Annotated in this window: 24 protein-coding genes and 1 tRNA gene; 9 read left to right on the forward strand and 16 right to left on the reverse strand. The window is 55.0% G+C overall.

Features of this window, described 5'->3' with window-relative positions; genetic code table 11:
- Window positions 1-143 precede the first annotated feature (143 nt).
- On the forward strand, window positions 144-2,528 hold the full coding sequence (locus tag L9H78_RS09255) for a DEAD/DEAH box helicase (protein WP_249619922.1): 2,385 nt from the start codon (window positions 144-146) through the stop codon (window positions 2,526-2,528).
- Between the two features lie 33 nt (window positions 2,529-2,561).
- On the opposite strand, the gene L9H78_RS09260 is transcribed toward L9H78_RS09255, so the two are convergent.
- The 7 genes from L9H78_RS09260 to L9H78_RS09290 all read right to left on the reverse strand — a co-directional run bounded on the left by L9H78_RS09260 (window position 2,562) and on the right by L9H78_RS09290 (window position 7,558).
- Window positions 2,562-2,936: an Rv3654c family TadE-like protein gene (locus L9H78_RS09260; RefSeq protein WP_249619923.1), complete on the reverse strand. Its 375-nt coding sequence runs from the start codon at window positions 2,934-2,936 to the stop codon at window positions 2,562-2,564.
- Entirely contained in the window at window positions 2,933-3,241 is a 309-nt protein-coding gene (locus tag L9H78_RS09265) for a hypothetical protein (RefSeq protein ID WP_249619924.1), read from the reverse strand. Before L9H78_RS09265 ends, L9H78_RS09260 begins: the two co-directional genes overlap by 4 nt.
- Before the next feature lie 22 nt (window positions 3,242-3,263).
- Window positions 3,264-3,425: a DUF4244 domain-containing protein gene (locus L9H78_RS09270; RefSeq protein WP_249620788.1), complete on the reverse strand. Its 162-nt coding sequence runs from the start codon at window positions 3,423-3,425 to the stop codon at window positions 3,264-3,266.
- Window positions 3,426-3,622: 197 nt separating this feature from the next.
- Window positions 3,623-4,063, reverse strand: a complete 441-nt coding sequence (locus L9H78_RS09275; protein WP_249617759.1) for a type II secretion system F family protein — start codon at window positions 4,061-4,063, stop codon at window positions 3,623-3,625.
- A 140-nt stretch (window positions 4,064-4,203) separates the two neighbouring features.
- On the reverse strand, window positions 4,204-5,004 hold the full coding sequence (locus L9H78_RS09280; RefSeq protein WP_249619925.1) for a type II secretion system F family protein: 801 nt from the start codon (window positions 5,002-5,004) through the stop codon (window positions 4,204-4,206).
- On the reverse strand, window positions 5,001-6,245 hold the full coding sequence (locus L9H78_RS09285) for a TadA family conjugal transfer-associated ATPase (protein WP_249619926.1): 1,245 nt from the start codon (window positions 6,243-6,245) through the stop codon (window positions 5,001-5,003). The genes L9H78_RS09280 and L9H78_RS09285 overlap by 4 nt, the downstream gene beginning before the upstream one ends.
- A 98-nt stretch (window positions 6,246-6,343) precedes the next feature.
- On the reverse strand, window positions 6,344-7,558 hold the full coding sequence (locus tag L9H78_RS09290) for a CpaE-like family protein (protein ID WP_249619927.1): 1,215 nt from the start codon (window positions 7,556-7,558) through the stop codon (window positions 6,344-6,346).
- Window positions 7,559-7,828: 270 nt separating this feature from the next.
- Between L9H78_RS09290 and L9H78_RS09295 the strand changes: the two genes are divergently transcribed.
- The 3 genes from L9H78_RS09295 to L9H78_RS09305 are packed head-to-tail and all read left to right on the forward strand — an operon-like array spanning window position 7,829 to window position 10,338.
- On the forward strand, window positions 7,829-8,812 hold the full coding sequence (locus L9H78_RS09295) for an HAD family hydrolase (RefSeq protein ID WP_249619928.1): 984 nt from the start codon (window positions 7,829-7,831) through the stop codon (window positions 8,810-8,812).
- Entirely contained in the window at window positions 8,809-9,312 is a 504-nt protein-coding gene (locus tag L9H78_RS09300) for a phage holin family protein (protein ID WP_249619929.1), read from the forward strand. The genes L9H78_RS09295 and L9H78_RS09300 overlap by 4 nt, the downstream gene beginning before the upstream one ends.
- Before the next feature lie 60 nt (window positions 9,313-9,372).
- On the forward strand, window positions 9,373-10,338 hold the full coding sequence (locus L9H78_RS09305) for an alpha/beta fold hydrolase (RefSeq protein WP_249617764.1): 966 nt from the start codon (window positions 9,373-9,375) through the stop codon (window positions 10,336-10,338).
- A 38-nt stretch (window positions 10,339-10,376) separates the two neighbouring features.
- On the opposite strand, the gene L9H78_RS09310 is transcribed toward L9H78_RS09305, so the two are convergent.
- From L9H78_RS09310 to L9H78_RS09320, 3 genes are read right to left on the reverse strand one after another with little or no spacing between them, the layout of a single operon-like run.
- On the reverse strand, window positions 10,377-11,573 hold the full coding sequence (locus L9H78_RS09310) for a MarP family serine protease (RefSeq protein WP_249619930.1): 1,197 nt from the start codon (window positions 11,571-11,573) through the stop codon (window positions 10,377-10,379).
- A gap of 35 nt (window positions 11,574-11,608) precedes the next feature.
- On the reverse strand, window positions 11,609-12,358 hold the full coding sequence (locus L9H78_RS09315) for an NUDIX hydrolase (RefSeq protein WP_249619931.1): 750 nt from the start codon (window positions 12,356-12,358) through the stop codon (window positions 11,609-11,611).
- The gene (locus tag L9H78_RS09320) at window positions 12,358-13,041 is read right to left on the reverse strand and encodes a TlpA family protein disulfide reductase (RefSeq protein ID WP_249619932.1); all 684 of its coding nucleotides are present in this window, start codon (window positions 13,039-13,041) and stop codon (window positions 12,358-12,360) included. Before L9H78_RS09320 ends, L9H78_RS09315 begins: the two co-directional genes overlap by 1 nt.
- A gap of 128 nt (window positions 13,042-13,169) precedes the next feature.
- Here L9H78_RS09320 and L9H78_RS10555 point away from each other — a divergent pair, with 128 nt between their 5' ends.
- Entirely contained in the window at window positions 13,170-13,292 is a 123-nt protein-coding gene (locus L9H78_RS10555) for a hypothetical protein (RefSeq protein WP_021353542.1), read from the forward strand.
- Window positions 13,293-13,399: 107 nt separating this feature from the next.
- Window positions 13,400-14,083, forward strand: coding sequence for a CRP-like cAMP-activated global transcriptional regulator GlxR (glxR, locus tag L9H78_RS09325; RefSeq protein WP_021353541.1), 684 nt, complete (start codon window positions 13,400-13,402; stop codon window positions 14,081-14,083).
- Between the two features lie 184 nt (window positions 14,084-14,267).
- Here the strand turns inward: glxR and L9H78_RS09330 are convergent, their stop codons facing one another.
- The 4 genes from L9H78_RS09330 to L9H78_RS09345 form a co-directional block, all read right to left on the reverse strand.
- Window positions 14,268-15,095, reverse strand: coding sequence for an MBL fold metallo-hydrolase (locus tag L9H78_RS09330; RefSeq protein WP_126849740.1), 828 nt, complete (start codon window positions 15,093-15,095; stop codon window positions 14,268-14,270).
- Window positions 15,096-15,172: 77 nt separating this feature from the next.
- A complete protein-coding gene (locus L9H78_RS09335; RefSeq protein WP_023018847.1) occupies window positions 15,173-15,643 on the reverse strand; it encodes a RidA family protein in 471 nt (156 codons plus the stop codon).
- Window position 15,644: 1 nt separating this feature from the next.
- Window positions 15,645-15,800, reverse strand: coding sequence for a Sp36 family protein (gene sp36, locus L9H78_RS09340; RefSeq protein WP_021353538.1), 156 nt, complete (start codon window positions 15,798-15,800; stop codon window positions 15,645-15,647).
- Window positions 15,801-15,883: 83 nt separating this feature from the next.
- Window positions 15,884-16,237 carry a WhiB family transcriptional regulator gene (locus L9H78_RS09345; protein WP_249617768.1) on the reverse strand — a complete coding sequence of 118 codons (354 nt, stop codon included), beginning with the start codon at window positions 16,235-16,237 and terminating at the stop codon, window positions 15,884-15,886.
- Window positions 16,238-16,390: 153 nt separating this feature from the next.
- Here L9H78_RS09345 and L9H78_RS09350 point away from each other — a divergent pair, with 153 nt between their 5' ends.
- Window positions 16,391-18,802 carry a transglycosylase domain-containing protein gene (locus L9H78_RS09350; protein WP_249619933.1) on the forward strand — a complete coding sequence of 804 codons (2,412 nt, stop codon included), beginning with the start codon at window positions 16,391-16,393 and terminating at the stop codon, window positions 18,800-18,802.
- Here L9H78_RS09350 and L9H78_RS09355 read toward each other — a convergent pair.
- Entirely contained in the window at window positions 18,799-19,305 is a 507-nt protein-coding gene (locus tag L9H78_RS09355) for a GatB/YqeY domain-containing protein (RefSeq protein ID WP_249619934.1), read from the reverse strand. The genes L9H78_RS09350 and L9H78_RS09355 overlap by 4 nt on opposite strands.
- 109 nt (window positions 19,306-19,414) lie before the next feature.
- On the opposite strand from L9H78_RS09355, the gene L9H78_RS09360 reads away from it, so the two are divergent.
- Window positions 19,415-20,317, forward strand: coding sequence for a metallophosphoesterase (locus tag L9H78_RS09360; protein ID WP_249619935.1), 903 nt, complete (start codon window positions 19,415-19,417; stop codon window positions 20,315-20,317).
- 122 nt (window positions 20,318-20,439) lie between these two features.
- Window positions 20,440-20,513: transfer RNA gene (locus L9H78_RS09365), tRNA-Pro, on the forward strand.
- Between the two features lie 289 nt (window positions 20,514-20,802).
- Here the strand turns inward: L9H78_RS09365 and L9H78_RS09370 are convergent.
- On the reverse strand, window positions 20,803-22,173 hold the full coding sequence (locus L9H78_RS09370) for a collagen-like protein (RefSeq protein WP_249619936.1): 1,371 nt from the start codon (window positions 22,171-22,173) through the stop codon (window positions 20,803-20,805).
- Window positions 22,174-22,266 lie beyond the last annotated feature (93 nt).

A 22,266-nucleotide genomic window follows, 5' to 3' on the forward strand; every position in this document is an offset into this window, starting at 1 on the left:
GAATCTAACCTTGCTGCGAGCACTTCTCGAACTAACCTAGAAACCGCGTTCAGAGATTAGTCTCGCACGATTTCGGCGCAGAAGATACTCTTAAGAAATATATTCAAGAAATCCCCGCCAAGCACACCCACAAGGGGGTAGAAATGGGCGCTTTTGAGCAGCCGGATACAACTTTTGGCCGAGAGCTTCTCGACGAACTCGTGTCCGCATTCCCCAATTCCACCCTGACCCACCAGCGCGTGATCCCGGCGCGGCCTGCCCGCTATGCGGAGTGGCCGGATTGGGTCAGCCCGGCATTGCGCACGGCACTCGAGGATCGAGGTATCACGCGATTATTTAGCCACCAGGCGGAAGCCGCTGAGGCCATTCACTCCAAGCACAATACAGTGATTGCCACAGGCACGTCCTCGGGAAAATCACTCGGTTACCAGCTTCCGGTGCTTTCTCGTTTAGGCACCGATCGCACAGCATGCGCGTTGTATCTGACCCCAACAAAGGCGCTGGGGTCGGATCAGCTGTTATCGATCCAACGTTTACTTCGTGCGGCAACGGACGGCTTGCCGTACTTATCGACAATCGCTCCAGCACCGTATGACGGCGACACCCCCACAGAATCCAGGGCGGGAATCCGTGAGTCTTCTCGTTTTATCTTTTCCAATCCGGATATGGTGCATGCTTCCTTGTTAGGTGCTCACCAACGCTGGGCACGGGTATTACGACATTTAGAATTCATCATCATTGACGAATGCCATACCTATCGCGGAGTGTTTGGCTCCCACGTCGCCCTGGTGCTTCGCCGACTTCTGCGATTATGCGCCCACTACGGTTCAGAACCGACGATTATCTGTGCTTCCGCAACCTCAGCAGATCCAATAGCCCACGCGCAGCGTCTCACCGGGCGGGCTATGCACGGGGTTACGGACGACGGTTCCCCACAGGGCACGCGCACCGTGGCCTTATGGGAACCGGGTTTCCGCGACGATATCTCGGGCCAGAATGGCGCCCCGGTCCGGCGCGCCGCTTCGACGGAGGCCGCGGCGATCATGGCGCATTTGGTTGCCTCCGGTGCCCGCACATTGACGTTCGTGCGTTCTCGCAGACAAGCAGAAACCACCGCTTTGCGTTGTGCTGAAGAACTCAGTGCACGTGGTCGCATGGACTTCGCCGCCCGAATCGCTTCTTATCGCGCCGGCTATTTAGCCGAGGACCGGCGAAAATTGGAACAAGATTTAGACAACGGCCAGTTGTTGGGCGTGGCTACAACATCTGCTCTCGAACTAGGCATTGATGTGGGCGGGCTTGATGCGGTAATTGGGGCTGGTTTTCCCGGCACTGTGGCCTCTTTTTGGCAGCAGGCAGGTCGGGCTGGGCGCCGGGGGCAAGGTTCCTTAGTGGTGCTCGTTGCCCGCGATGACCCGATGGATACCTATCTAGTTCATCACCCAGCAGCACTTTTGGAACGTCCAATTGAGGCCAGCGTATTTAATCCAACAAACCCCTATGTCCTGGAAGGTCACGTTTATTGCGCGGCCGTGGAAAAGCCTCTTTCCGCCTTCGATATTGAACAGTGGCAAGCCCACGATGTCGTACGGCGTTTAACGGACAGCGGTTTTTTGCGAGCGCGGGCACAAGGCTGGTTCGCCGCCCCGCTTCCGGAAGGCCAATTGCGCCCTGATACTGCACATTCGGCTGTCGATATCCGGGGTGGTTCCGGCCAACAAGTCATGATTGTGGATTCTTCTGACGGACGGTTATTGGGCACGGTGGATTCCGCACGCGCTGCCAGCCAGCTGCATCCCGGTGCGGTGTATTTGCACCAAGGGGAAAGCTTTCTTATCGACGATTTGGATTTCGACGACTACATCGCTGTTGCCCGGCCAGAGCAGCCTGATTATTCCACGCAAGCGCTCTCTGATACGCAAATCCGTATTGTCTCCAGCCCACCCAATGATCATGTACGACAATTGTCTCCTGATGTTTCAGTCGCGTTGGTGGATGTGGAGGTCATTGACCAAGTCACCGGCTTTATGGTGCGGCTTCCTGATGGTTCCATCGCAGAACAAGTACCTTTAGATTTGCCGCGACAACGCCTATTTACGCAGGCAGCGGCTTACACCATTAGCCCACGAGCTTTGGCTGCCGCCGGGGTGGAAGAAGCCGATATTCCTGGTAGCTTGCATGCTGCCGAGCATGCCGCTATTGGTTTGTTACCGCTGCTGGCCACGTGCGACCGCTGGGATATTGGTGGTGTTTCCACTGCATTGCATGTTGATACCCAGTTACCAACGGTGTTCGTCTACGACGGCTATCCAGGCGGAGCGGGCTTTGCCGAGGAGGGGTTTCGCCGCTTCCGTAACTGGATTGCCGCTACCTTGCAAGCGGTATCCGCGTGCACTTGTGCCCACGGCTGTCCCTCCTGCGTGCAATCACCGAAATGCGGTAACGGTAATGAGCCGCTCAACAAAGCCGGTGCTATCAAGGTGCTGGATGCCCTGCTCATTTCCTTGGATGCCAGTGCAGCCAGTTAACTTAACTCGCAATTTGCACTGCATTACCCGATATTAGACAGGCCCGGCACGCGCTTTCGCATGCGCATTTGTGACGGATACCCCTGCGGTAACTTCTAAGAGCACATCGCGGTTATCTATCCGACAAGAAACCACACTGGCATGGTTTAGCCCTGCGATGCGTTGCGCAACAGGGCACGGCAGATCACCTTGTGACAAGCCTTCGGCTGCAGCAACCGCCGCCATATCCGCCGCCAACTGGGCTTGGTGCCGTGCGACGACATGGCTTGCCACACCAACCAGTGCCAAGGCCACAGCCGCAATGGCCAGAATGATTCCGATAGCTGCTACGGTCGCATAGCCATCATCATCGCGAGCATGCCGGGATCGGCGATAAAGGCTGCTGCCACCGTGCTTGTGCATCGTCATCGCGTCTCCACAGGGTATATTGCGCTAGCGCTGCGGGTTCCGAATACCGCGGGAACCTCTGCAGTTACTGTCACCAACCCAGCTGATTCCTGCACCCTGATCTGTGCATTTCCTGACGGTTGGTAATCCACCCCAATCGCGTGCGCACGAGCAGCCGCGCTTGCTGCATCCAGTGCCGAGATATGTGCACTGACCGTTGCAATCGCTCCAATGATTAGTGCTGTCACAATCACCAGCGCGGCCAATGCAAACGCGGCTTCGATGGTGACCGAACCACGGTCATTACCGAACGGTCCTGTCTGCAACCAGCCTGCGCGTCGTCTCGGATTAGGACGGGGTATCAGACAGCGCATCAGTGATAATCGATTCGATTGCATCAGTCACTCCCCCACTGCTGACCACAAGGTACAGTGCCGCAGCCAGTGCGGCAGCAGCTAACGATCCCAGGGCGTATTCAATCGTGCTCATGCCGGAATCGTCGACGAGCATTCGCACTCCGCCCTTCGTTTTCCTTGTCGTCGTGTGTGCTGCCAGATCGTCGTTTTCAGCACATTGAGCGCCTTGGTTAGGCTGCGGTGTGGCATCGAGAAGGTTATCTGGTTGTTCCGTGTGGGAAGTCTGAAATGGTGTAGTCATTTTGTCTCCTTTGAGTCAAATGAAATGATCTTCTGAAATGGTCTTTTGCTTCACCCCGGTGTGGTGGCGAGCAGGTCTGTTGCCAAGCTGATAACGACTGGGGCCAGGCCGAGGACAATGAACGCGGGCAAAAAGCACACCGCGAGGGGCAAGGCAATTAACACCCCTGCGCGTTCTGCAGCTGCCCGGGCATGATCTGTGGCATCCGCACGCAAGTTGGCAGCTAATTCACGACAACGTGGCGCGATGCGCGCTCCGGAATGCCGAGCTGATTCAATAATCGCCGCCAGCTCTGCGAACCCCTCATGCGCGCGCATCCCACGAAAAGCTTCACGGTCAGCAATGCCCACGGCTTCCAGCTGGCTGACTGCCTGCCATACCGAGGCAGTATCATTGGCTGCAGCTTCTGCTACCACACTGGTAGCAATATGCAGCGCTAACCCGGATTCCACGCAGGCCGCAAACAGTTCGATATCAGCAGCGATGTGCATAGAGTGCAGTTTTTTCGGTGGTTCTCGCGGGTTTTTCGTTGTGCTTGTCCCACATCCCACTCTGCCGGTGACGGGCGAAGCGGGAATGCACAAGGCTGCAGCCAGAATGACAAGCGCTGTAGCGAGGATTGCGGGCTCCGTCATGACGTCTCCCCCACCGCTTTCGTAGTAATCTTCCTAGACCAAACGAATCCTGTGCAAGCCAATCCGACACCAGTAACCAGGGCAATACCGCCTAAGTTCGTTGTAAGCAAGAACCTTAGTGGAGCTGCACCCATGGCGATCCCCATGAGTATTCCTGCCAGTGGCAAGCACGTGAGAATTACCGCTGTCGCCTGTGGTCCTTGCAGACTCGCCTCAGTAGCGCTGCGATGCCGGTTAGCACCATCGATACTTCGTTGCACAGAATCTAATAACCCGGACAGTGCGATGCCGTGACGTCCCGCCGCGTGCCACAACACCGATAACCTCTGTAATTGCGGTAATTCAGAAGAACTGTGCTGGGCGAAAGCATGTGCCGGACTGTGGCCAAATCTGGCTTGCGCGGCTGCAGATTCTGCCACCGTGCGTACTCGCGGGGAGGCATCTTCCGGTAGCTGGGCCGCTGCGGTTTCCACTGCGTGAAAGTGGTGCGCCCCAGAATCAATGTCTGCTGCCAATTGGCCAATATAGGCCCCCAATGACTTGGTATCAGCGATAATCCGGCGTCGACGCATATGTTGTCGCATAGTGATAATCACCGTTGCCGCTGCCATCGCACCGGCAAGCGCCAATGCTATGGTGCCAACTGCCATAAGCACGGTCACTACCAGGAAAACCACAGCGATCATTAGCAAAAATTCTTTCGAAACCAGCGCTGTGGATGTCGTGCCGATGCGCGCACTTGCCGAACCAGGATGTAAGGCCACCGCTACTGCAAGCACTATTATTGCTGCGCTCATGCTGGCACCTCAGCAGAAATACTGTCATGAGGATCCATGTCACGCGGATCGGCATCCTGCAGATGATCATCGTGCTTATCATCGTTATCCGAATCGTTGCTGTTCGAATCGGCGCTATTCGAATCATTGTGGTTCGAATCGTTGTCGCCGTATTCCCAGATAGTCTCGATGCGTAAAGGATCTGCCTGCAATTGACCAATCTGCGCTAGCCGGCGGGTTCCATCGGGGCGGCGCTGCATCACCAACACCACTTCCACGGCAGCAGTGAGCTGTGAATGCAAAGCCATACGTTCTAACCCACCAAGAGCGCCCAGTGCTTCCAGTCGTGCGGGCACTTCTGTGAGCCGGTTAGCGTGTAAAGTTCCACCGCCACCGTCGTGGCCTGTATTCAGCGCGGCCAACAAATCTACGACCTCAGCCCCACGAATTTCGCCAACGATAATTCGATCTGGCCGCATACGCAGAGCCTGTTTCAACAGGTCAGAAATGCTGATCGCACCGCCCCCTTCGCTATTAGCACCTCGTGCAGTCAGGTTGACCACGTGCGGATGGTTGGGAGTCAGTTCTGGGGTATCTTCAATGCAAACCAGACGCTGTTGCGGGGCAATTTCGCTGAGCAAAGCAGAAAGCAAGGTAGTTTTCCCGCTGCCGGTTCCGCCAACGATAAGAAAAGAACGACGTTGCGCAATAACCTCACGCAGATAGTGTCTGGAGTATTCGTCCAAGCTGCCGTGCTGATATAACGAGTCCAAGCTTGCAGAATGCGAACGTAAAACTCGCAAACTAATACAGGTGCCTTGTTGTGCTGGTGGGCTGAGCACTGCATGAAATCGCAGTGCAATGCCTTCTTCCCGACGAATCCTGCCGTCCACACACGGTTGGGCATCATCCAATCGCCGACCGCATAGGCTAGCCAATCGTACTGCTAGTCTTCGGACTTCTTCATCGTCGCAAAACTCAATTTCGGCTTTTTCTAGACCGTCGCCTCGATCAAAAAATACGGATTCGGGACCATTCACAACAATGTCGGTCACTCCGGTGAGCGATAATAAAGGTTCCAAAACACCGATGCCGACGGTGTCATTTTTCAATTTCCGGAGAATTTCTAAGACGTCAAAATCGCTTATCACTCCCGATTCTTTACGGATCAAGCGGGCTAGCTGGGCAGGGTCGTCGACAAGACTGGGTTCGGTAGCAACCCGACGCTGGATTGTCTCGACTATGTGCGGTGCAACGGACATAATTTCACTTTCAGTTCATAGAGGTTTTTGGTCTTCGAGAACACTCACGCCTGCACCCAACGGCTGATGTCTGCGCATCTAGTAGATGAGATGTGGGGTTAGTGGGTCTCGGCGGTATTCCACCCGTATTCCGCGAGTACAGCGTGAGCGACGATCGACAGTGGTTTCGGAATTCTGTCTGGCAGCCCACCGCTCTCAGTGCTTTTTGTCAGACGCTTGATGGTGCCGATTTCTGCAATGACCTGGCTTCGTACGAGGTTTTCCAGTTCCTCGATACTGAGTGCTGACCACTGGCGGTGCCTGACCACCAGGCTGTGTGGAGTATGCGTTCGAGACAGCTGCGTGCTTAAATGTGCTGCTCGGGCCGCGCAGCGTAGCTCTGCCGGGCAGATCAACACTGCCGCATCAATCGAACGCGGAATGTGCCAGGGATTAGCATCGATAACGGAAAGCCCAGGTTCGCTGTGCAGCGTGGAAAGCACAGTTTCAATTTCTTCCCGGTCGCCAAAACTTGCTGTTCCGTCATTAGTGCGTCGTTCGGTCAACACGGCGATACCGTCATCAGTAGTAGGCAAACAGGCACGGAGGTCGCTGGCATTGACGCGCCCGTCACCCAAGTTCAAATCTGGCCACCGCAATCCATCATGTTTTTCAATCCCCAGCAGCAGGTCCAAACCGCCAGAATGATCAATTGCATCAATCAGCGTTACTGCACCAACGTTTTCATGTGCAGCCACCCGGGAAATCGCCGCTGCCACCGTCGAAGCTCCAGCTCCGCCGCCGGCTGAGACCACCGCGATGGTCACGTGCGGGTGGCGTCGTGATGCAGACTGCGGCGGTGCGAACTGTGCTGGATAGTGTTGCTCAGAAATGCGGTTGGACAAGGGGCGCTGCAAACGTGCGGAATTGGGCAATTCCGTAGCTGCCCTCGGGCGGGGTGCGGGTGTCTGTGCCTCTGCGGGGCGCGATTGTTCTCCTAAAGTAATGAGAAATTCTTTGTTTTGTGAAGGAATCACGTACCCGACTTCCGCGCCACAATCGCGGACTAGTTGTTCGTCGACCGGCCCCGGATCTAAACACACCAGATAAATAGGGCTGCTCTGCTGGTCACGGCGTGCAGCAGATTCCGTCAAAAGATCGGCGTAATCAGCATCAAGAATGATTGCTTCGGCCCGTGTACCAAGCCGGTAGATATCGCGTTCATCAGTGGCTGTGACCACCCGATGACCGGTGGCTGCCGCAATATGAATCGCCTCAGTACGCAGAGTGGGATCTGCAATGGCGATGACGATGGATGAATCTTGTGCGCTCATGGTCTCTAGCCAAGCCGGAATGGAATAGAAGCTCAATGACCTGGGGTGATTCTGTGGACAACCAGTCGAATTTGTTGCCTTATCAACTAGATAACTGTGAATAATCCTCAAAAACCCTGCTGCTTCCCCCTAAAATCCTCCACCCCATCATCCAATCTGTAACAAGCCCAAACATTGCAGAGATAAGCCAACTAAGATAGTTCTTGTAACAGTAGGCAACAATCGTTAACTTTTATCCCAACAGTCACATACGTTTTACGGCAGGTCTTCATGGACAATTCTCGCAGCACCGCCGCCAGCGACACCGAGGCGCAGCCCGGTCAAGTGGCAGCGTTTTTTGACCTGGACAAAACGATTATTGCCACCTCTTCCGCGTTTGCTTACGGCCGCGAATTCCTCCACAACGGGCTGATCACCCCACAGGATGCACTGAGCCTATCTTTAGCAAAAGCCAGCTATATGCTCGCTGGGCAATCCAGCACGCAAATGGACTCCACCCGCGACCAACTGACCTCCATGATCACCGGCTGGTCAGAAAAACAAGTCCGCGAAATCGTACGCGAGACCATGCACAACGTGCTGACCCCAGCGATTTATAGCGAAGCCCGGGAACTAATCCAAGCCCACAAAAAAGCAGGCCACGAGGTCATTATCATTTCAGCATCGGCCCGGCAGCTCGTGGAACCGATCGCGGAAGAGCTGGGCATCACCGAGGTCATCAGCACCGAACTGGAAATTGTTGACGGCGCGTTCACCGGGGTAGTCGAGTTTTATTGCAAAGGCACGGCGAAAGCCGAAGCGATCACGACGCTTGTCGGCAAACACGGTTATGAACTGCAACAAAGCTTTGCTTATTCCGACTCTGTGACGGATGCGCCCATGCTGGAACTAGTGGGTAACCCGGTTGCAGTTAACCCGGATCGCCCACTAAAAAAGCTTGCCCTAGAACGTGGCTGGGAAATCCGCAGTTTCAAAGATCCGGCACCGCTGTTCCAAATGCCCGGTGCAAAAGAAATCGGCATCGGCGCTGGCCTGCTCGCCGGAGTCATCGCATTAATCACCGCAGGGACCCTGCTTAGCAAGTTTTATGCGCCAAACAAGCACGAAGCATCTGCCCTGGAGACAGCGCAAGCACTCACAGAAAACACCGGAAGATACCTAAACTCCACAGCTAGAGCCATACGACGTACAATTATTAACCAACACACGATTTCTGCGAATATTCTGCGAAAAGCAAGGGAAGGTATAGCGTGAGCAAGCAAGGACTTTTCACCGATGGCACCGATGATTTTAACCCAAAAGTGGATTCAATCCCTTTAAGTGATGCTGATACCGCCAAACCAGGGGAAACTTCCATCGGCGACTTAGTTTCTAATGCCACTACCCAAATCTCTAGCCTGGTACGGGCAGAGATTGAGCTTGCCAAAACAGAGCTTGCCGGTGAAGCGAAAAAGGGCGCCATCGGCGGTGGCATGTTTGCCGTAGCAGGCACCGTCGCCTTGTATAGCTCGTTTTTCTTGTTCTTCTTCCTCGCAGAACTGCTGGCCCACCTGTGGCTGCAGCGCTGGGCAGCATTCCTCATCGTCTTCCTGGTGATGTTGGTTATTGCAGCCGTCGTCGCGCTGATTGGTGTGAAGAAGGTAAAGAAGATCCAAGCGCCAAAAGCAACCATTAAATCAGTAGGCGAGCTGAAGAAGCTTCGTCCGGGTTCGGCCAGCAAATCGCTGGAAGGCCCATCGGGAATGTACACCTAATCTCATAAACCCCAGCTATGCCACCACCCCAGGCCCCTAAGCCTGGGGTACAGTGTGGGCATGCCCAAACGTTCCGCTAAGCTTTCGCCGTCCATCGTTGAATTAGACGGTCCATTCCAGCACGGACACGTTCATACTCATGGCCTCCGTTTGCACACCGTCAGCGCCGGTTCCACTACTGATCCGCTGATTATGTTGTTACACGGGGCCTTTAGTGGTTGGTTTGAATACCGCCACATCATCGCAGAACTTGCCGACGCCGGCTTCCACGTCGTCGCTGTGGATTTACGTGGCTACGGCATGTCGGACCATCCACCGGTTTCCGCAGGCCAAGATATTCGCAGCGATTCCGGGCAAATTTCTGGCATCATTTCGGCTCTGGGATACGATTCCGCTTATCTCATAGGCTACGACGTTGGCGGTGCTCTAAGCTGGGCACTTGCTAGCAAATATCCAGACCAGGTCCGTGGTCTCATTGCCATCGCCAGCCCGCACCCGGTCGATCTTCGAAAAACCGTGCAAACCCGCCCCTGGAATTTTTTATGGATTCTGCTGCGCGCCGCGATCATGCGTTTGCCATCCTTTTTCTACCTGCCGTTTCCCCAACGATTCGAATGGTTATACCGGCGCAATTTGCGCAGCGAAACCACCGCAGAATTCCACGACACTCCGGAATTTGCTAACGAATTAAACCTGCGTGTGCGGGCATCTAAGATTGGCCACACCCGTGCGGTGGCCCTACAGCATAACCGGCACTTGCTCAGTTTTGGTTCTGGTAGTTGGCTGGACCAGCCGGTAAAGGTGCCCGTAACCATGGTGCACGCGGATCAAAGCCTGTGGAAAAAACTCACGGCACGCAGCGCACAACGCATGCTCGCTCCTTGGACCACCGTGACTATGCAGGGAACAAAAAACCTGCCGCATATAGAGCGCCCCCAAGCATTCGTGCGGATGGTGCGTGAACAAATTAAACAGTGGCAACAGGCAGAGCTAACCAGTACTGGCAGCAGCCAAGACGGTCGTTAATAAAGCATGAAAACTAAAACGGCATACCTGCCAACCGGCTACTGAGCAACACAAGCACCGGTTTCTACTGGTGCGCGCAGGGCACCGAACTCGCCAACTTGCTGGCGCACTTCTTCAGCGGTCAGGGCATAGCCGGTATCTGAGTTATCCACTGCAGCACCAAAAACCATGCCGATCACGCGCCCGTCATCAGTGGTGACTGGCCCGCCAGAATTTCCCTGTCGAATATTTCCGCGCAGTGTATAAACTTCACGTTCTACCCGGCCTTGGGCATAAATATCAGGGCCGGAAATCCGGATCTGGTCCCGCACACGCGCAGGCGAAGCCTCAAAGGGCCCGGATTGTGGAAAGCCCATCACCACTGCATCGTCACCGCTTAATGCTGGCTGTTCTGCCCATGGCAAAACTGGTAAGCCTAGGTTCGGAACATGCAGTACCGCAATATCAATGTCTGGGTTGTAGTAAACCACCTCAGCATCACGGAGCCCGACCACGGTATCAGCGCGTACGCTCTGGGTTCCGGCAACTACATGGGCGTTGGTGAGAATGTAATCATCCTGCGCCACAAACCCTGTGCCCATCAACCGCCTGCGGCACTGATCGGATTCTCCCATCACATGAATGACCGAAGGGCGCACATCATGCACCATCTGTTCATTGTCGACGTTGATACGTGGGGCTTCAACTTCGTGGGGTTCCGGGTGGTTTTCAAACGGAGACACCAATGGCGGCAGCCCAGATTCGTTGAGCATCGCTGAAATCTGGGCTGGCAGTTGCCCCGCGCGCTCTGGCGCTAGCGAATTCATCGCGCTAAGTACCGCAGAGCTACGCAACATCTGGCTAAACGCACCGCTAGTACCAGTCACAAGCGGGATCGACACCAGCCAAATCAAGACTGAAACAGCCACGGCTTGGGCCACCGAACCGATCGCAGAATCCACCGTCTGTAATGATTTCAGGCGCATGCTTTCGCGCAATTTCAGCCCAAGCGAAATACCTACTAAATGGCCAATACCAGCACTCACAACTAGACTGCCGATCGCCAAAACAAAGCGCGCCAATGTGTGCTCAGTCAGTCCCATCAGCATCGGCGCGGCCGCGCCTCCAATGATTAATCCGGAGATCACTCCGATGAAAGACAGGATGGACGCAATTGCGCCTTGCCGCCAACCGATGCCAATACTGGTCACAATGACCAGAAGAATAATAAGGTCAACGAAAATTGATTCTGCCACGGGGAAATCCTACTCGCTTCCTGCGCCAGCCACCGCTAACGAAGCGCTTCATTATTACGCGATTTTGCTAAACTCTCGCGCAAGTCAAAAACATCTGTCTTATTCCAAGCTCGTTCCCACCCCGAATAGTGGAAAATCGCATTCAATAATCCTGCGGTAAACCCCCAGATCACATAATCCCGCACCCGGAAGGCCGGACTGACCCAGTTCCCGTGGCCAATGGCAAACCGATTTTCCGGAGTCAATAGTTCGCCGACGTGGACAGTGAAAACATCATCTGCTTCTTCCGGGCTAGTCACGGCGACTCCCGATGGCTTATCCCAGTAGCTCAACACAGGGTGCACCTGGTTTCCTGTCACTGGAATAGCCAACTCATTAAATTGCTTCAGCGGGGTCACGTTGTTCCGGTTCAACCCTGTTTCTTCCCAGGCTTCCCGCAACGCGGTATCAACCGGCGAAAGATCGGTGCTATCAATCCGGCCACCAGGAAAGGCAATTTGGCCTGAATGGCTACGCATCCCGGGGTGGCGGTGGGTCAATAAGACTGTGGCATCGTCCGGGGCACCACCGTCGCCAGCAGGGGCTTGGGAGCCCCCAAACAGCATTAACACTGCAGCCTTTTTGATGGTTTTTGGCTTTGGCAGATTGAATTCCTCTGCACTTCGGTTTGGCAGATACTTCTGCAAGCTACCTTCGTGCAGCCCGGCGAGTTTCCCTAACCATTGTGGAGCTTGCTCTGGCTGGACTGCAATGTTGCAGCCAGGATGATCAGAGTTCGCTATCACTACAAAACACCTTCTATGCTTTCGATAATTTCCTCTGTTGAGCGGAATGGCTGGACGAACACTTTCCTCTGCTCGTTTCCTACATACACAATGGTAATCGGAATCACGCCAGGTAAACCGAGTTCGGAAGCAAAGGTATTATGAGCATCCTGGTAACTGACAAAATCTACGCCCATTTCATCCAGCATCCCGGCGCCGTTTTTCGCGTTTTTATCGGCGTGCACGCCGACGACCTGCCATTCAGGGTGCTTATCTTGGACTTCCTGCAGATAAGGTATTTCCTCCCGGCACGGCTGGCACCACCAAGCCCACACATTCACAACAGTAATTTCGTCACCAGCCGCACCGGCATCGCCGCCAATGGCCTCATTCTTCTCATCAGTTGAGAGTTCATTATTTTTGTCAGCGTCAGTCACTGCATGCTCCGACAAACACGGCAGCTGCACTTGCGCACCAGGAATTTCCAAGCTCGGACAAGCCGGGCGTCGCAAGCCCGCACTCTCATCCTGAGCCACGGAACCCTCCATTGCCTCGCCAGTTGGGCTCTCAGCTTTATTACTTACAGCCGTTTCTCCCGCGACGTGACCTGTGGAACTATGCAGCATGGCATAAGCACCAAAGCCCACCGCGACGCTAAGCACAAGGCCAATAACACTAATAAGTGCGATCTGTTTATTCATCATGCACTAGACTAATACAGCCACGTCACACAGGCCCCAGACAAAGCTATAACCTGCCGAAATAACACCCGCCCACGAAAATGTGCGATGCGAGCACCACAAAAGTAGGCCACGTTTACTAGAATGAAGGCATGATTGCTCTCACTATAATCGTTCCCATCGCCTTGGCTGTTTTTGCTATGGCAATGGAAAAGCTAGAAGCGGGGGTTTTGGCTAGCGCAGCGGAGAACCCTAGCGGTGTGACAAAAGCGTAAATATAATCAATCTTCGCATTTGCACCCGCCAATGCAGTCAGCCCACTAAGGTGGGGTATATTACTACAGCTATTTCAGCTAACCGAAGCTAGTCCAAGGAGTCAGAAGTGGAAGAAGTACACGAGATTCTCTCGCGCGCGGGTATTTTCCAGGGCGTCGACCCAGAAGCCGTCGACAACCTCATCGAGCAGATGGAAACCGTCAAGTATCCGCGGGGAACCACCATTTTCGAGGAAGGTGAGCCGGGCGATCGCCTGTACATCATCACTTCCGGCAAGATTAAACTCGCGCGCCACGCCCCAGATGGCCGCGAAAATCTACTGACGGTCATGGGGCCTTCCGATATGTTCGGCGAGCTGTCCATCTTCGATCCTGGTCCACGTACTTCTTCCGCAGTTTGTGTTACCGAAGTCCGCGCGGCCACGATGAATTCAGAGATGCTGCAGAAATGGGTCTCTGACCATCCGCTGATTGCACAACAGTTACTGCGCGTACTCGCTCGCCGTCTACGCCGCACTAACGCTTCCTTGGCGGACTTGATCTTCACCGATGTGCCTGGCCGCGTGGCCAAGACCCTATTGCAACTGGCTAACCGTTTCGGTGTCCAGGAGGGTGGAGCACTACGCGTGAACCACGACCTGACCCAGGAAGAGATTGCGCAGCTGGTCGGTGCTTCCCGTGAGACAGTGAACAAAGCTCTCGCGACATTCGCACACCGTGGCTGGATTCGCCTGGAGGGCAAGTCCGTGCTCATCGTCGATACCGAACACCTCGCACGTCGCGCCCGTTAAGCAAAACTCGCTTCTCAAGCCTCGTTAAGCAAGTTCGGGCGGGAAAAGCTAAGCACCTAGCACCTAGCCAGAGCTTGCAGGAAAAAAGCGCTAGCGGAAACACATCCGACTAGCGCTTTTCTTATTTTTAACTTCAGCAGCCCCGGCGTGGCGTGCCCTATGGCCACAGCTGCGCTTTCAGGAGTTAAGCCTGTGCCTCGGCGCTCTGCTCATCCAAATACCGCAACGCAACCCTGGTCGATTGTTCTGCTGCGTGCCGCAACACCGGATCCACATCCTGGTACATGGCATCAATCAACGTCTGTAATTCCACATCATTACCATGCTCAGCGCGCAGTTCTCGGATCTGTTGCAGACGGTACTGCCGACGTTCCAAATATTTTTCGGCCCACTCAGCCACATTGTCTTGGTCCGGCCCATGCCCTGGCAGAAGTGGCACCCCTTGCCCTCGGATCTGCAACATACGCAGCGTATCCAGGTATTGTCCGAGGTCGCCATCCGTCTCGGAAATCATCGTAGTGTGACGCCCAGCGATCGTATCGCCGGTAATGATGCCTTCAAGTTGGGATTCGTGTGGGGTGGAAGACCACACAAAAAAGCACACACAATCCGAGGTATGCCCCGGTGTGTGCACAACTTCTACCTGCGGAGTTACTCCCTCAATAGAAATGATTTCGCCGTCTTGCAAGGCTTCGCCGCCAATGCAGTAGCTTGGGTCAAAAGCACGTACTGGCTGGTTGGTCAGCTGCCGAAACCGATCAGCGCTGTCGGCGTGATCGTAATGACGGTGGGTCAGCAACGTCAGCCCCACCTCGCCGGCTTTTCCACGAACCACATTGAGGTGGCCTTCATCTTCTGGTCCGGGATCGACAACAATTGCTTTATCGTCTTCACCTGCGCGAATAATCCAGGTGTTAGTGCCTTCTAATGCCGCGTAACTCGGGTTAGCGCATAGCACCACGCCCACCGAAGGGGTTACGGGACGAAGCTGACTATAAGCAGGATGCTTCATGCCTCCTACCGTACTAGAACTTCCAGTTTTCCCGGCTATGCGCCACCGTTATCGGCTGCGCTGTTGATCACGAAAAGCTAGCGCAGTTCAACAACCATCTCTACTTCAACCGGTGCATTCTTCGGCAAGACGGCCACACCGACGGCGGATCGAACGTGTTGGCCTGCATCACCAAAAATCTCGCCCACCAGATCGGATGCACCATTGACGACGGCTGGTTGCTCGTAAAACCCCGGCGCGCTGGCAACAAAACCGACCAGCTTAGAAATGCTAGCAACGTTGTCCAACCCTACTTCTGCATCCACCGCTGCCAATGCATTAAGAGCGCAGATACGCGCCAACCCATAAGCCTCGTCAGCAGAAACTTCGTCACCAACCAGCCCGGTTACCGGCAGCTGACCGTCGACAAGCGGCAGCTGGCCGGAGGTCCAGACTTGCTTTCCGACGCGCTTCGCGGGCACATAAGCAGCCAACGGCTTGGCCACGTTTGGTAGTTCAATACCGAGCTCTGCCAGCCGCTCATTAATGTTCACAGCATCGCCGGCCATGTTAAACCAGCTCGCGCTTGAAGTAAGCGACCAGATTTTCTGGGTTTGGCCCCGGAATGATGGTCACCAGTTCCCAACCGTCTTCACCCCAGCTGTTCAAAATCTGCTGGGTAGCGTGGACAAGGACAGGTGCAGTTGCGTATTCCCATTTCTTCATGGGCCCAATTCTACCGCCTGCTCCATACCGACGACTAGGTCACGGGTGCACAGTGTGACGGGTGCACAGTCGCACAGTCGGGCCTAAAACTCGCCACCGTTGGAAAGGTAACTCGCCCAATCCGTTACGTGCGGGTTTTTGCGCAGAATGGCCCGGCGCTGGCGCTCGGTTAGCCCACCCCAAACACCGAATTCCACCTCGTTATCCAGCGCATCGGCGCAACATTCCAAGACCACGGGGCAGTGACGGCAAATCAGCGCAGCTTTGCGTTGTTCTGCTCCGCGCACAAATAATGCGTCAGGGTCACCATTGCGGCACTTGGCCTGGGCTACCCACTCACCACGCTCGACAGTTGCCGCGGAAATTTTCGCGGTTTTCCGGCCGTAGGCCCCACGGTAGTTTGAGCTGTGTTGGTGGTTGCCTGGAGTGGCGGGCATGAATCGACTCCTCATTGTTGACAGCGAGGGCGTGATTTTTCGCTGAGATGTTCCAGATAGTTTAGGGCGCGTGACCAATCTTGTCGAATGCGTCACACTTCCAGGGGGAGTGAGTGCTTTTGCCACACACCTTTACTGCGTAAAGTATCTATCGTGTCTTATTCCAAATCGATGATCACCATACTGCTGGCGACGCTCGGTGTGTCTGCGGTTTTTGCCGCGGCCATCGCACCGGTTGCCGGCATCACTGGGGCGAGTGCAGCACGTGCCGAAAAGGCTATGGAATCTGATCTCACCGACATTCAGGAGGGCGGCGCCCCAGGCGTGTCCACCATGTATGACAGTGAGGGCAATGTGTTGGCAAATTTTTTCAGCCAACGCCGCCACGAGGTTCCGCCGGAGGAAATCTCACAGGCCATGAAGGATGCCATCGTCGCGATCGAAGACAACCGTTTCTACGAACACGAGGGCGTCGATTTTCAGGGCTACCTGCGTGCGCTGGCCACTAACATTGCCGCCGGCGGTGTACAGCAAGGCGCGTCGACGATCCACCAGCAATATGCCAAGAACTGGGCTTTGCTTGTCGACGCCGACACCGACGAAGAGCGTCGAGAAGCAATTGAACAAACAATCGCGCGTAAATTGCGCGAGATCCGCGTTGCTGCCGATTTGGATGACCGCCTGAGCAAAGAAGATATTCTGGCTGGTTATTTGAACCTGGTACCGTTTGGCAACCACGCATACGGCATTGAATCCGCTGCACGCACCTACTTTGGTATTTCAGCTGCTGAATTGTCGGTGCCCCAGGCCGCCATGCTGGCTGGAATGGTGCAGTCTTCGGAATATTTAAATCCGTACACCAACCCAGACGGTGCAACCGATCGCCGGAATACCGTCTTGCAGGCAATGGTCGATCATGGATATTTGGATCAGGAAGCAGCCGATGGCTTTAAGAATGAGCCTCTTGGGGTGCTCGAGACCCCCGAGACTTTGGCCAACGGTTGTATCGCGGCAGGCGATGCCGGATTTTTCTGTGATTACGCCTTGAAGTATCTAGACGAGCGCGGAATTACGACCGACGAACTGGTTGCCGGAAAATATGATATCCACACCACTCTAGATCCGGGCGTGCAGCATGAAGCGCGGCGGGCGGTCTCCAGCTATACCGACCCGCAGGCGAACGGCGTCGCTGAGGTCATGAATGTCATTGAACCCAGCAGAGATTCTCGTCGCATCCTAGCGATGACGTCGTCACGTAATTACGGCCTGAACCAAGAAGCCGGGGAAACGATTCTCCCACAGCCGTACTCGCTGGTCGGCCACGGCGCAGGTTCTGTCTTCAAAGTTTTTGCTGCTGCCGCTGCTATCGAAGACGGCATGGGCATCGAACAATACATGTCGGTTCCTTCGCGGTACGAGGCAGAAGGCTTGGGTCACGGTGGCGCACCAAACTGCCCGGCCAACCGCTACTGCGTGGAAAACTTCGGTGAATTTGCCGATTCCATGACTCTGCGCGACGCACTAGCGCATTCACCAAACACACCGTTCGTCCAGCTGATGGAACGCGTCGGGGTACCTGCCGTGGTAGATCTGTCGGTGAACCTAGGACTGCGCAGCTACGCAGAAGAAGGCACGCACGACGGTGAGCGCTCCATCGCGCAGTTCCAGAAAGACGCCAACCTTGGTTCCTACGTTTTGGGCTCCACCCCGGTCAACGCATTGGAACTGTCCAATGTCGGTGCTTCGTTGGCCTCCGGCGGAACCTGGTGTGAACCGAATCCAATCGACGCCGTCTATGACCGCAATGGGCAGGAAGTCTACCTAGAGCGCACCCCGTGCGAAAACGTCATGGACTCCAACGCAGCCGATGCATTATCACAGGCAATGACCGAGGACGGTAAATCCGGTACCGCCGCCAACGCTCGTAATGCCGAGGGCTTCCCCGGCACGATGGCAGCCAAAACGGGTACCACCAACGAGAACTATTCCGCTGCTTTCCTGGCCTTCAACTCTGGCATCGCAGCGGCACCATATATCTTCAACGACAGCACCACCACGATGTCGCTATGCACCAGCCCAGTGCGCCAGTGCAGCAACGGAAACCTCTTTGGTGGTACTGAACCGGCGCGTTCGTTCTACAACATGGCCAACAACCTGCCACCGGCGCTCAACGGTGGCGTTTCAGAAGACTACGATCCAGCTTTTAACGAAGGCCTCGACGCCGCCAAACTCAACGAAGTGCGCGGATTGCGTGAATCCGTAGCGCGGGATCGTTTGGCCGAGGCCGGTTTAGAAGTGCGTACGGAGCGAGTGGCTGGCAATGGAATGCCCGCCGGCCGAGTAGTCAGTGCGGATTTCGCAGGACCAGCTAATAGCGTGGTAATTTTGCGGATTTCCGATGGCTCAGCCCGCAGCACCCCGCCAACACGCCGCCAGTCAAGCCCAGGGGCCCCGACAGAAAACAACACCGGTGGCGGCGGTAGCCAACCACCAGCGCTGGAATTCAATCTAGAACAGGAAATTGAAAACGCCACCGAAGAGTTGCGTAACCTGTTTAACTTTTAGCCCTGCAGGCGGTCTTTTACTGCCTCCGAGATGCGCTTACCATCTGCGCGTCCGGAGGCTTTTGCGTTTGCAGCCTTCATCACTTGGCCCATGTGTTTCATGCTCAATTTTTCGCCAGCAGCATTCGAAACTTCACTAATAACGCCATCGACTAACTCGGCAAGCTCGGAATCATCCAACTGCTGTGGCTGATATTTTTCGAAGACTTCGACTTCAGACTGTTCAGCGTCGGCAAGCTCATCGCGCCCATTGTCGCGGTAAATTTCTGCGGATTCGCGACGCTTTTTGATCTCCCGAGCGATAACCTTGAGAACGTCATCGTCGGTGAGCTCGGTGCGGGTACCGGTGGAAGTCTCCTCGGCCTGGATAGCTGCCAGCAGCATACGCAAGGCAGACGTCGTCGCCTTGTCCTTGGACTTCATCGCGGTAGTCAGATCCTGGCGGATGTGCTCTTTTAATGATGCCTGGGCGCTGTTCTCGCTTGTCATGTTGTTCTCACTCATAGTCCCAAAGATACTCGCTTGGCCTGACCGGGCAACGAGATCACGACAAGATTCCACCGAAAGTCCGTCTAGACTAGGCGGGGTGAATATTTCGTGGAAAGCTGCACTAATGACCACAACCGTTACCACCCTCGGTGCGGGTGCGGGCACACTGGCCTGGGCGGTTTCGGAACTCAACCGCTTTGAGCTCAAAGAACACACCGTTGCGCTCCTACCCAAAGGCACCTTGGGCAAGAAGCGCAGCGCACACGGCCAGGCAGAGTTTCGGATACTGCATGTCTCGGATCTACACATGATCCCCGGCCAGGACAAAAAAATTGCGTGGGTACGCAATCTAGCCCGATTGCAGCCTGATTTAGTGGTTAACACCGGAGATAATCTTTCTGACCAGCACGCAGTTCCTGATGTGTTGCGCGCACTGGACCCGCTCTTGAACACACCGGGGTTGTTCGTATGGGGCACTAATGATTACTGGGCACCCCAGCCGGTCAACCCCTTCCAGTACCTGACGGGCAAGAAACGTACGCCGTCATATGTGGATTTGCCGTGGCGGGATATGCGTGCCGCGTTTATTGAGCGGGGCTGGTTTGATGCGAATCAGCGGCGCCACGAATTCCGGGTTGGTAACGTGCGCCTGGCGGTGGCCGGGGTAGATGATCCGCACCATGATTTTGATGACTACGACGAGATCGCTGGTGCCCCAAACCCGGATGCGGATCTGGCCCTGGCGCTGTTGCATGCCCCTGAGCCACGCGTCTTACAGCGCTTTGCTGCCGACGGCTACCAGCTCTCGTTGTCTGGCCATACGCACGGCGGGCAAGTGTGTTTGCCGGGTTCCAAAGCGTTGGTGACCAATTGCGGTATCGATCGCGAGCGGGTACAGGGACTACATGACTTCGACGGCATGGCAATGCACGTCTCCAATGGTTTAGGGACCTCAAAGTATGCCCCAGTTCGTTTGTTCTGCCGCCCATCGGCAACACTGCTACGAATTACCGAAAAAACAACTTAATACTTGGCGACGCTTACCGCCATACGCTGGGGATTCTTTCCTATTAGGCCCTCGATTTGTGTTCTGCAAGCTCGATATAATAAGATATCCAAGTCGCAGAAATTAATACTTCAACGCGATGGCGGGGCGTAGCGCAGCTTGGTAGCGCATCTGCTTTGGGAGCAGAGGGTCGCAGGTTCAAATCCTGTCGCCCCGACAATAGAAAAGACCGAGAAGCTTTTACTTCTCGGTCTTTCTTCGTATACAGGCTAACCCGACCCCCTGAAACCCAGACACAGTTTTGAGGCTTAACCCAGGTTTAACCCACGCTTTTTATCGTATAACCCTGCCTGAAGGTCGCACCCAACCCTTAAAGAGCAGAATGCGACCGCGTGCACAATTGGTGTTCCAAGCTTTATTGCCACCCACCGGGGCGCACACTTCCCCGTGTTTTCACTAGGAGTTTTCGCTGGGAGGCTTGACTAGGAGTAGGCGAAATCAGTGATTTAGATCCGCATACCGCTTAGGGTTTTCAGAAGATCCATGATTTTACTGAAGAAGCTGCCCAGTAACGTCGGCCCGGTAAACAAGCTTGCCAGCGTCTTCAGGATCGAGCCGAAAATACCGCCAGCGCTTGACGACGACACATCGGACTGATCTTCCTGTGGCTTCTTTGGTGCTGGTTCGGCGTCCTTGCCGTCTTTACCATCCCTGCCATCCTTACCGTCTTGTCCATCCTTGCCATCTTTCGGCAGCGGGATTTCGACAGTGCTGCCGTCCGAGAACTTGACGATGACTTTTCCGTCTTTAATCTCCTGGCCGACGATGGTCAACGGCTTGGCATCTTTGCCATCTTGCCCCTTTTCACCGTCTTTACCAGCAGCGCCATCCTTACCCTTCGGGATGACAATCTTTTGGCCGTTAGTGAACTCTACGACGATGTTGCCTTGTGCATCATCGTACTGCTTTTTGATCTTCAGGTCTTCACCTGCAGGGCCTGCCGGTCCCCGCTGTCCAGGCTCGCCTTGTGGGCCCTGCACACCTGGTTTACCTTCACTGCCCGGAGGGCCTGCTGGTCCAGCAGGACCGCGATCTCCTTGTGGGCCGGTCTCGCCATCCTTACCTGGCTCACCGTCTTTACCTGGGGTGCCCGGAGGACCTGCCGGACCAGCTGGGCCACGATCACCTTGTGGGCCGATTGGGCCGCGAGGTCCTTGCAGCCCCTTCTTTTCTTCTTCGGAGCAATTTTCTTTGCGGATTGGCGCAAGTTCGCCATATACCGTGAGGGTTCCAGACAAAGCGGCTTTCACGTCATCGGAAATATTGCTCAAGAAATCAAGCTTATCTACCTGGCCCTTGAACAACACCGTATGGCTGTCAAGCACTGGACGAGTGTCAGCTTCTTCCTTCGTCAAAATACCTTTAGCTATCGTTTGCGAGCTACCGTTGTAGCTCGCACTCAGAGAGACCTTTTTGTCATGCGAAACGGTCAACACAAGAGAATTGATGGTCTCGTCCCCCACAGAAAACAAAGCGTCAGCAGTAATTGACGCACTAGCGATTCGATTTTCCGCATCCAGCTTTACTGAAGTCAGGTCTTGGTTACCACGAAAGGTAGCCGCAATCGCTTGGCCGTTCTCGCCACGAGCTACAGCACTACCTTGGTAGTGATGTTTTGCTGCTTGCTCCGGCGAAATTTCCCAAGAAAACGCCGCCGAGGAGACAGCGAAATCGACGACTGGACAGAGTTGGGTTTCGCTCGTTGCGGTGGGGTCAACATTTTCCTGCGCATGAGCAGTATTGATTGGGGTCAGCAGCCCCAGGCTCAGGGCGAATACTGCGCATGCAGTTACGCCGACTGACTTCTTTCTAGCCACAGTGTGGTCTCCGAGTTTCTCTTCAAAAGCCAAGTGCAACACCACTTCTGTGGGTACACAAAATCTATTTTGTGTGAGCAAAACAGATTTGAA

This window comes from Corynebacterium pseudodiphtheriticum, assembly GCF_023509295.1.
In the GTDB taxonomy this organism is placed as follows: domain Bacteria; phylum Actinomycetota; class Actinomycetes; order Mycobacteriales; family Mycobacteriaceae; genus Corynebacterium; species Corynebacterium pseudodiphtheriticum.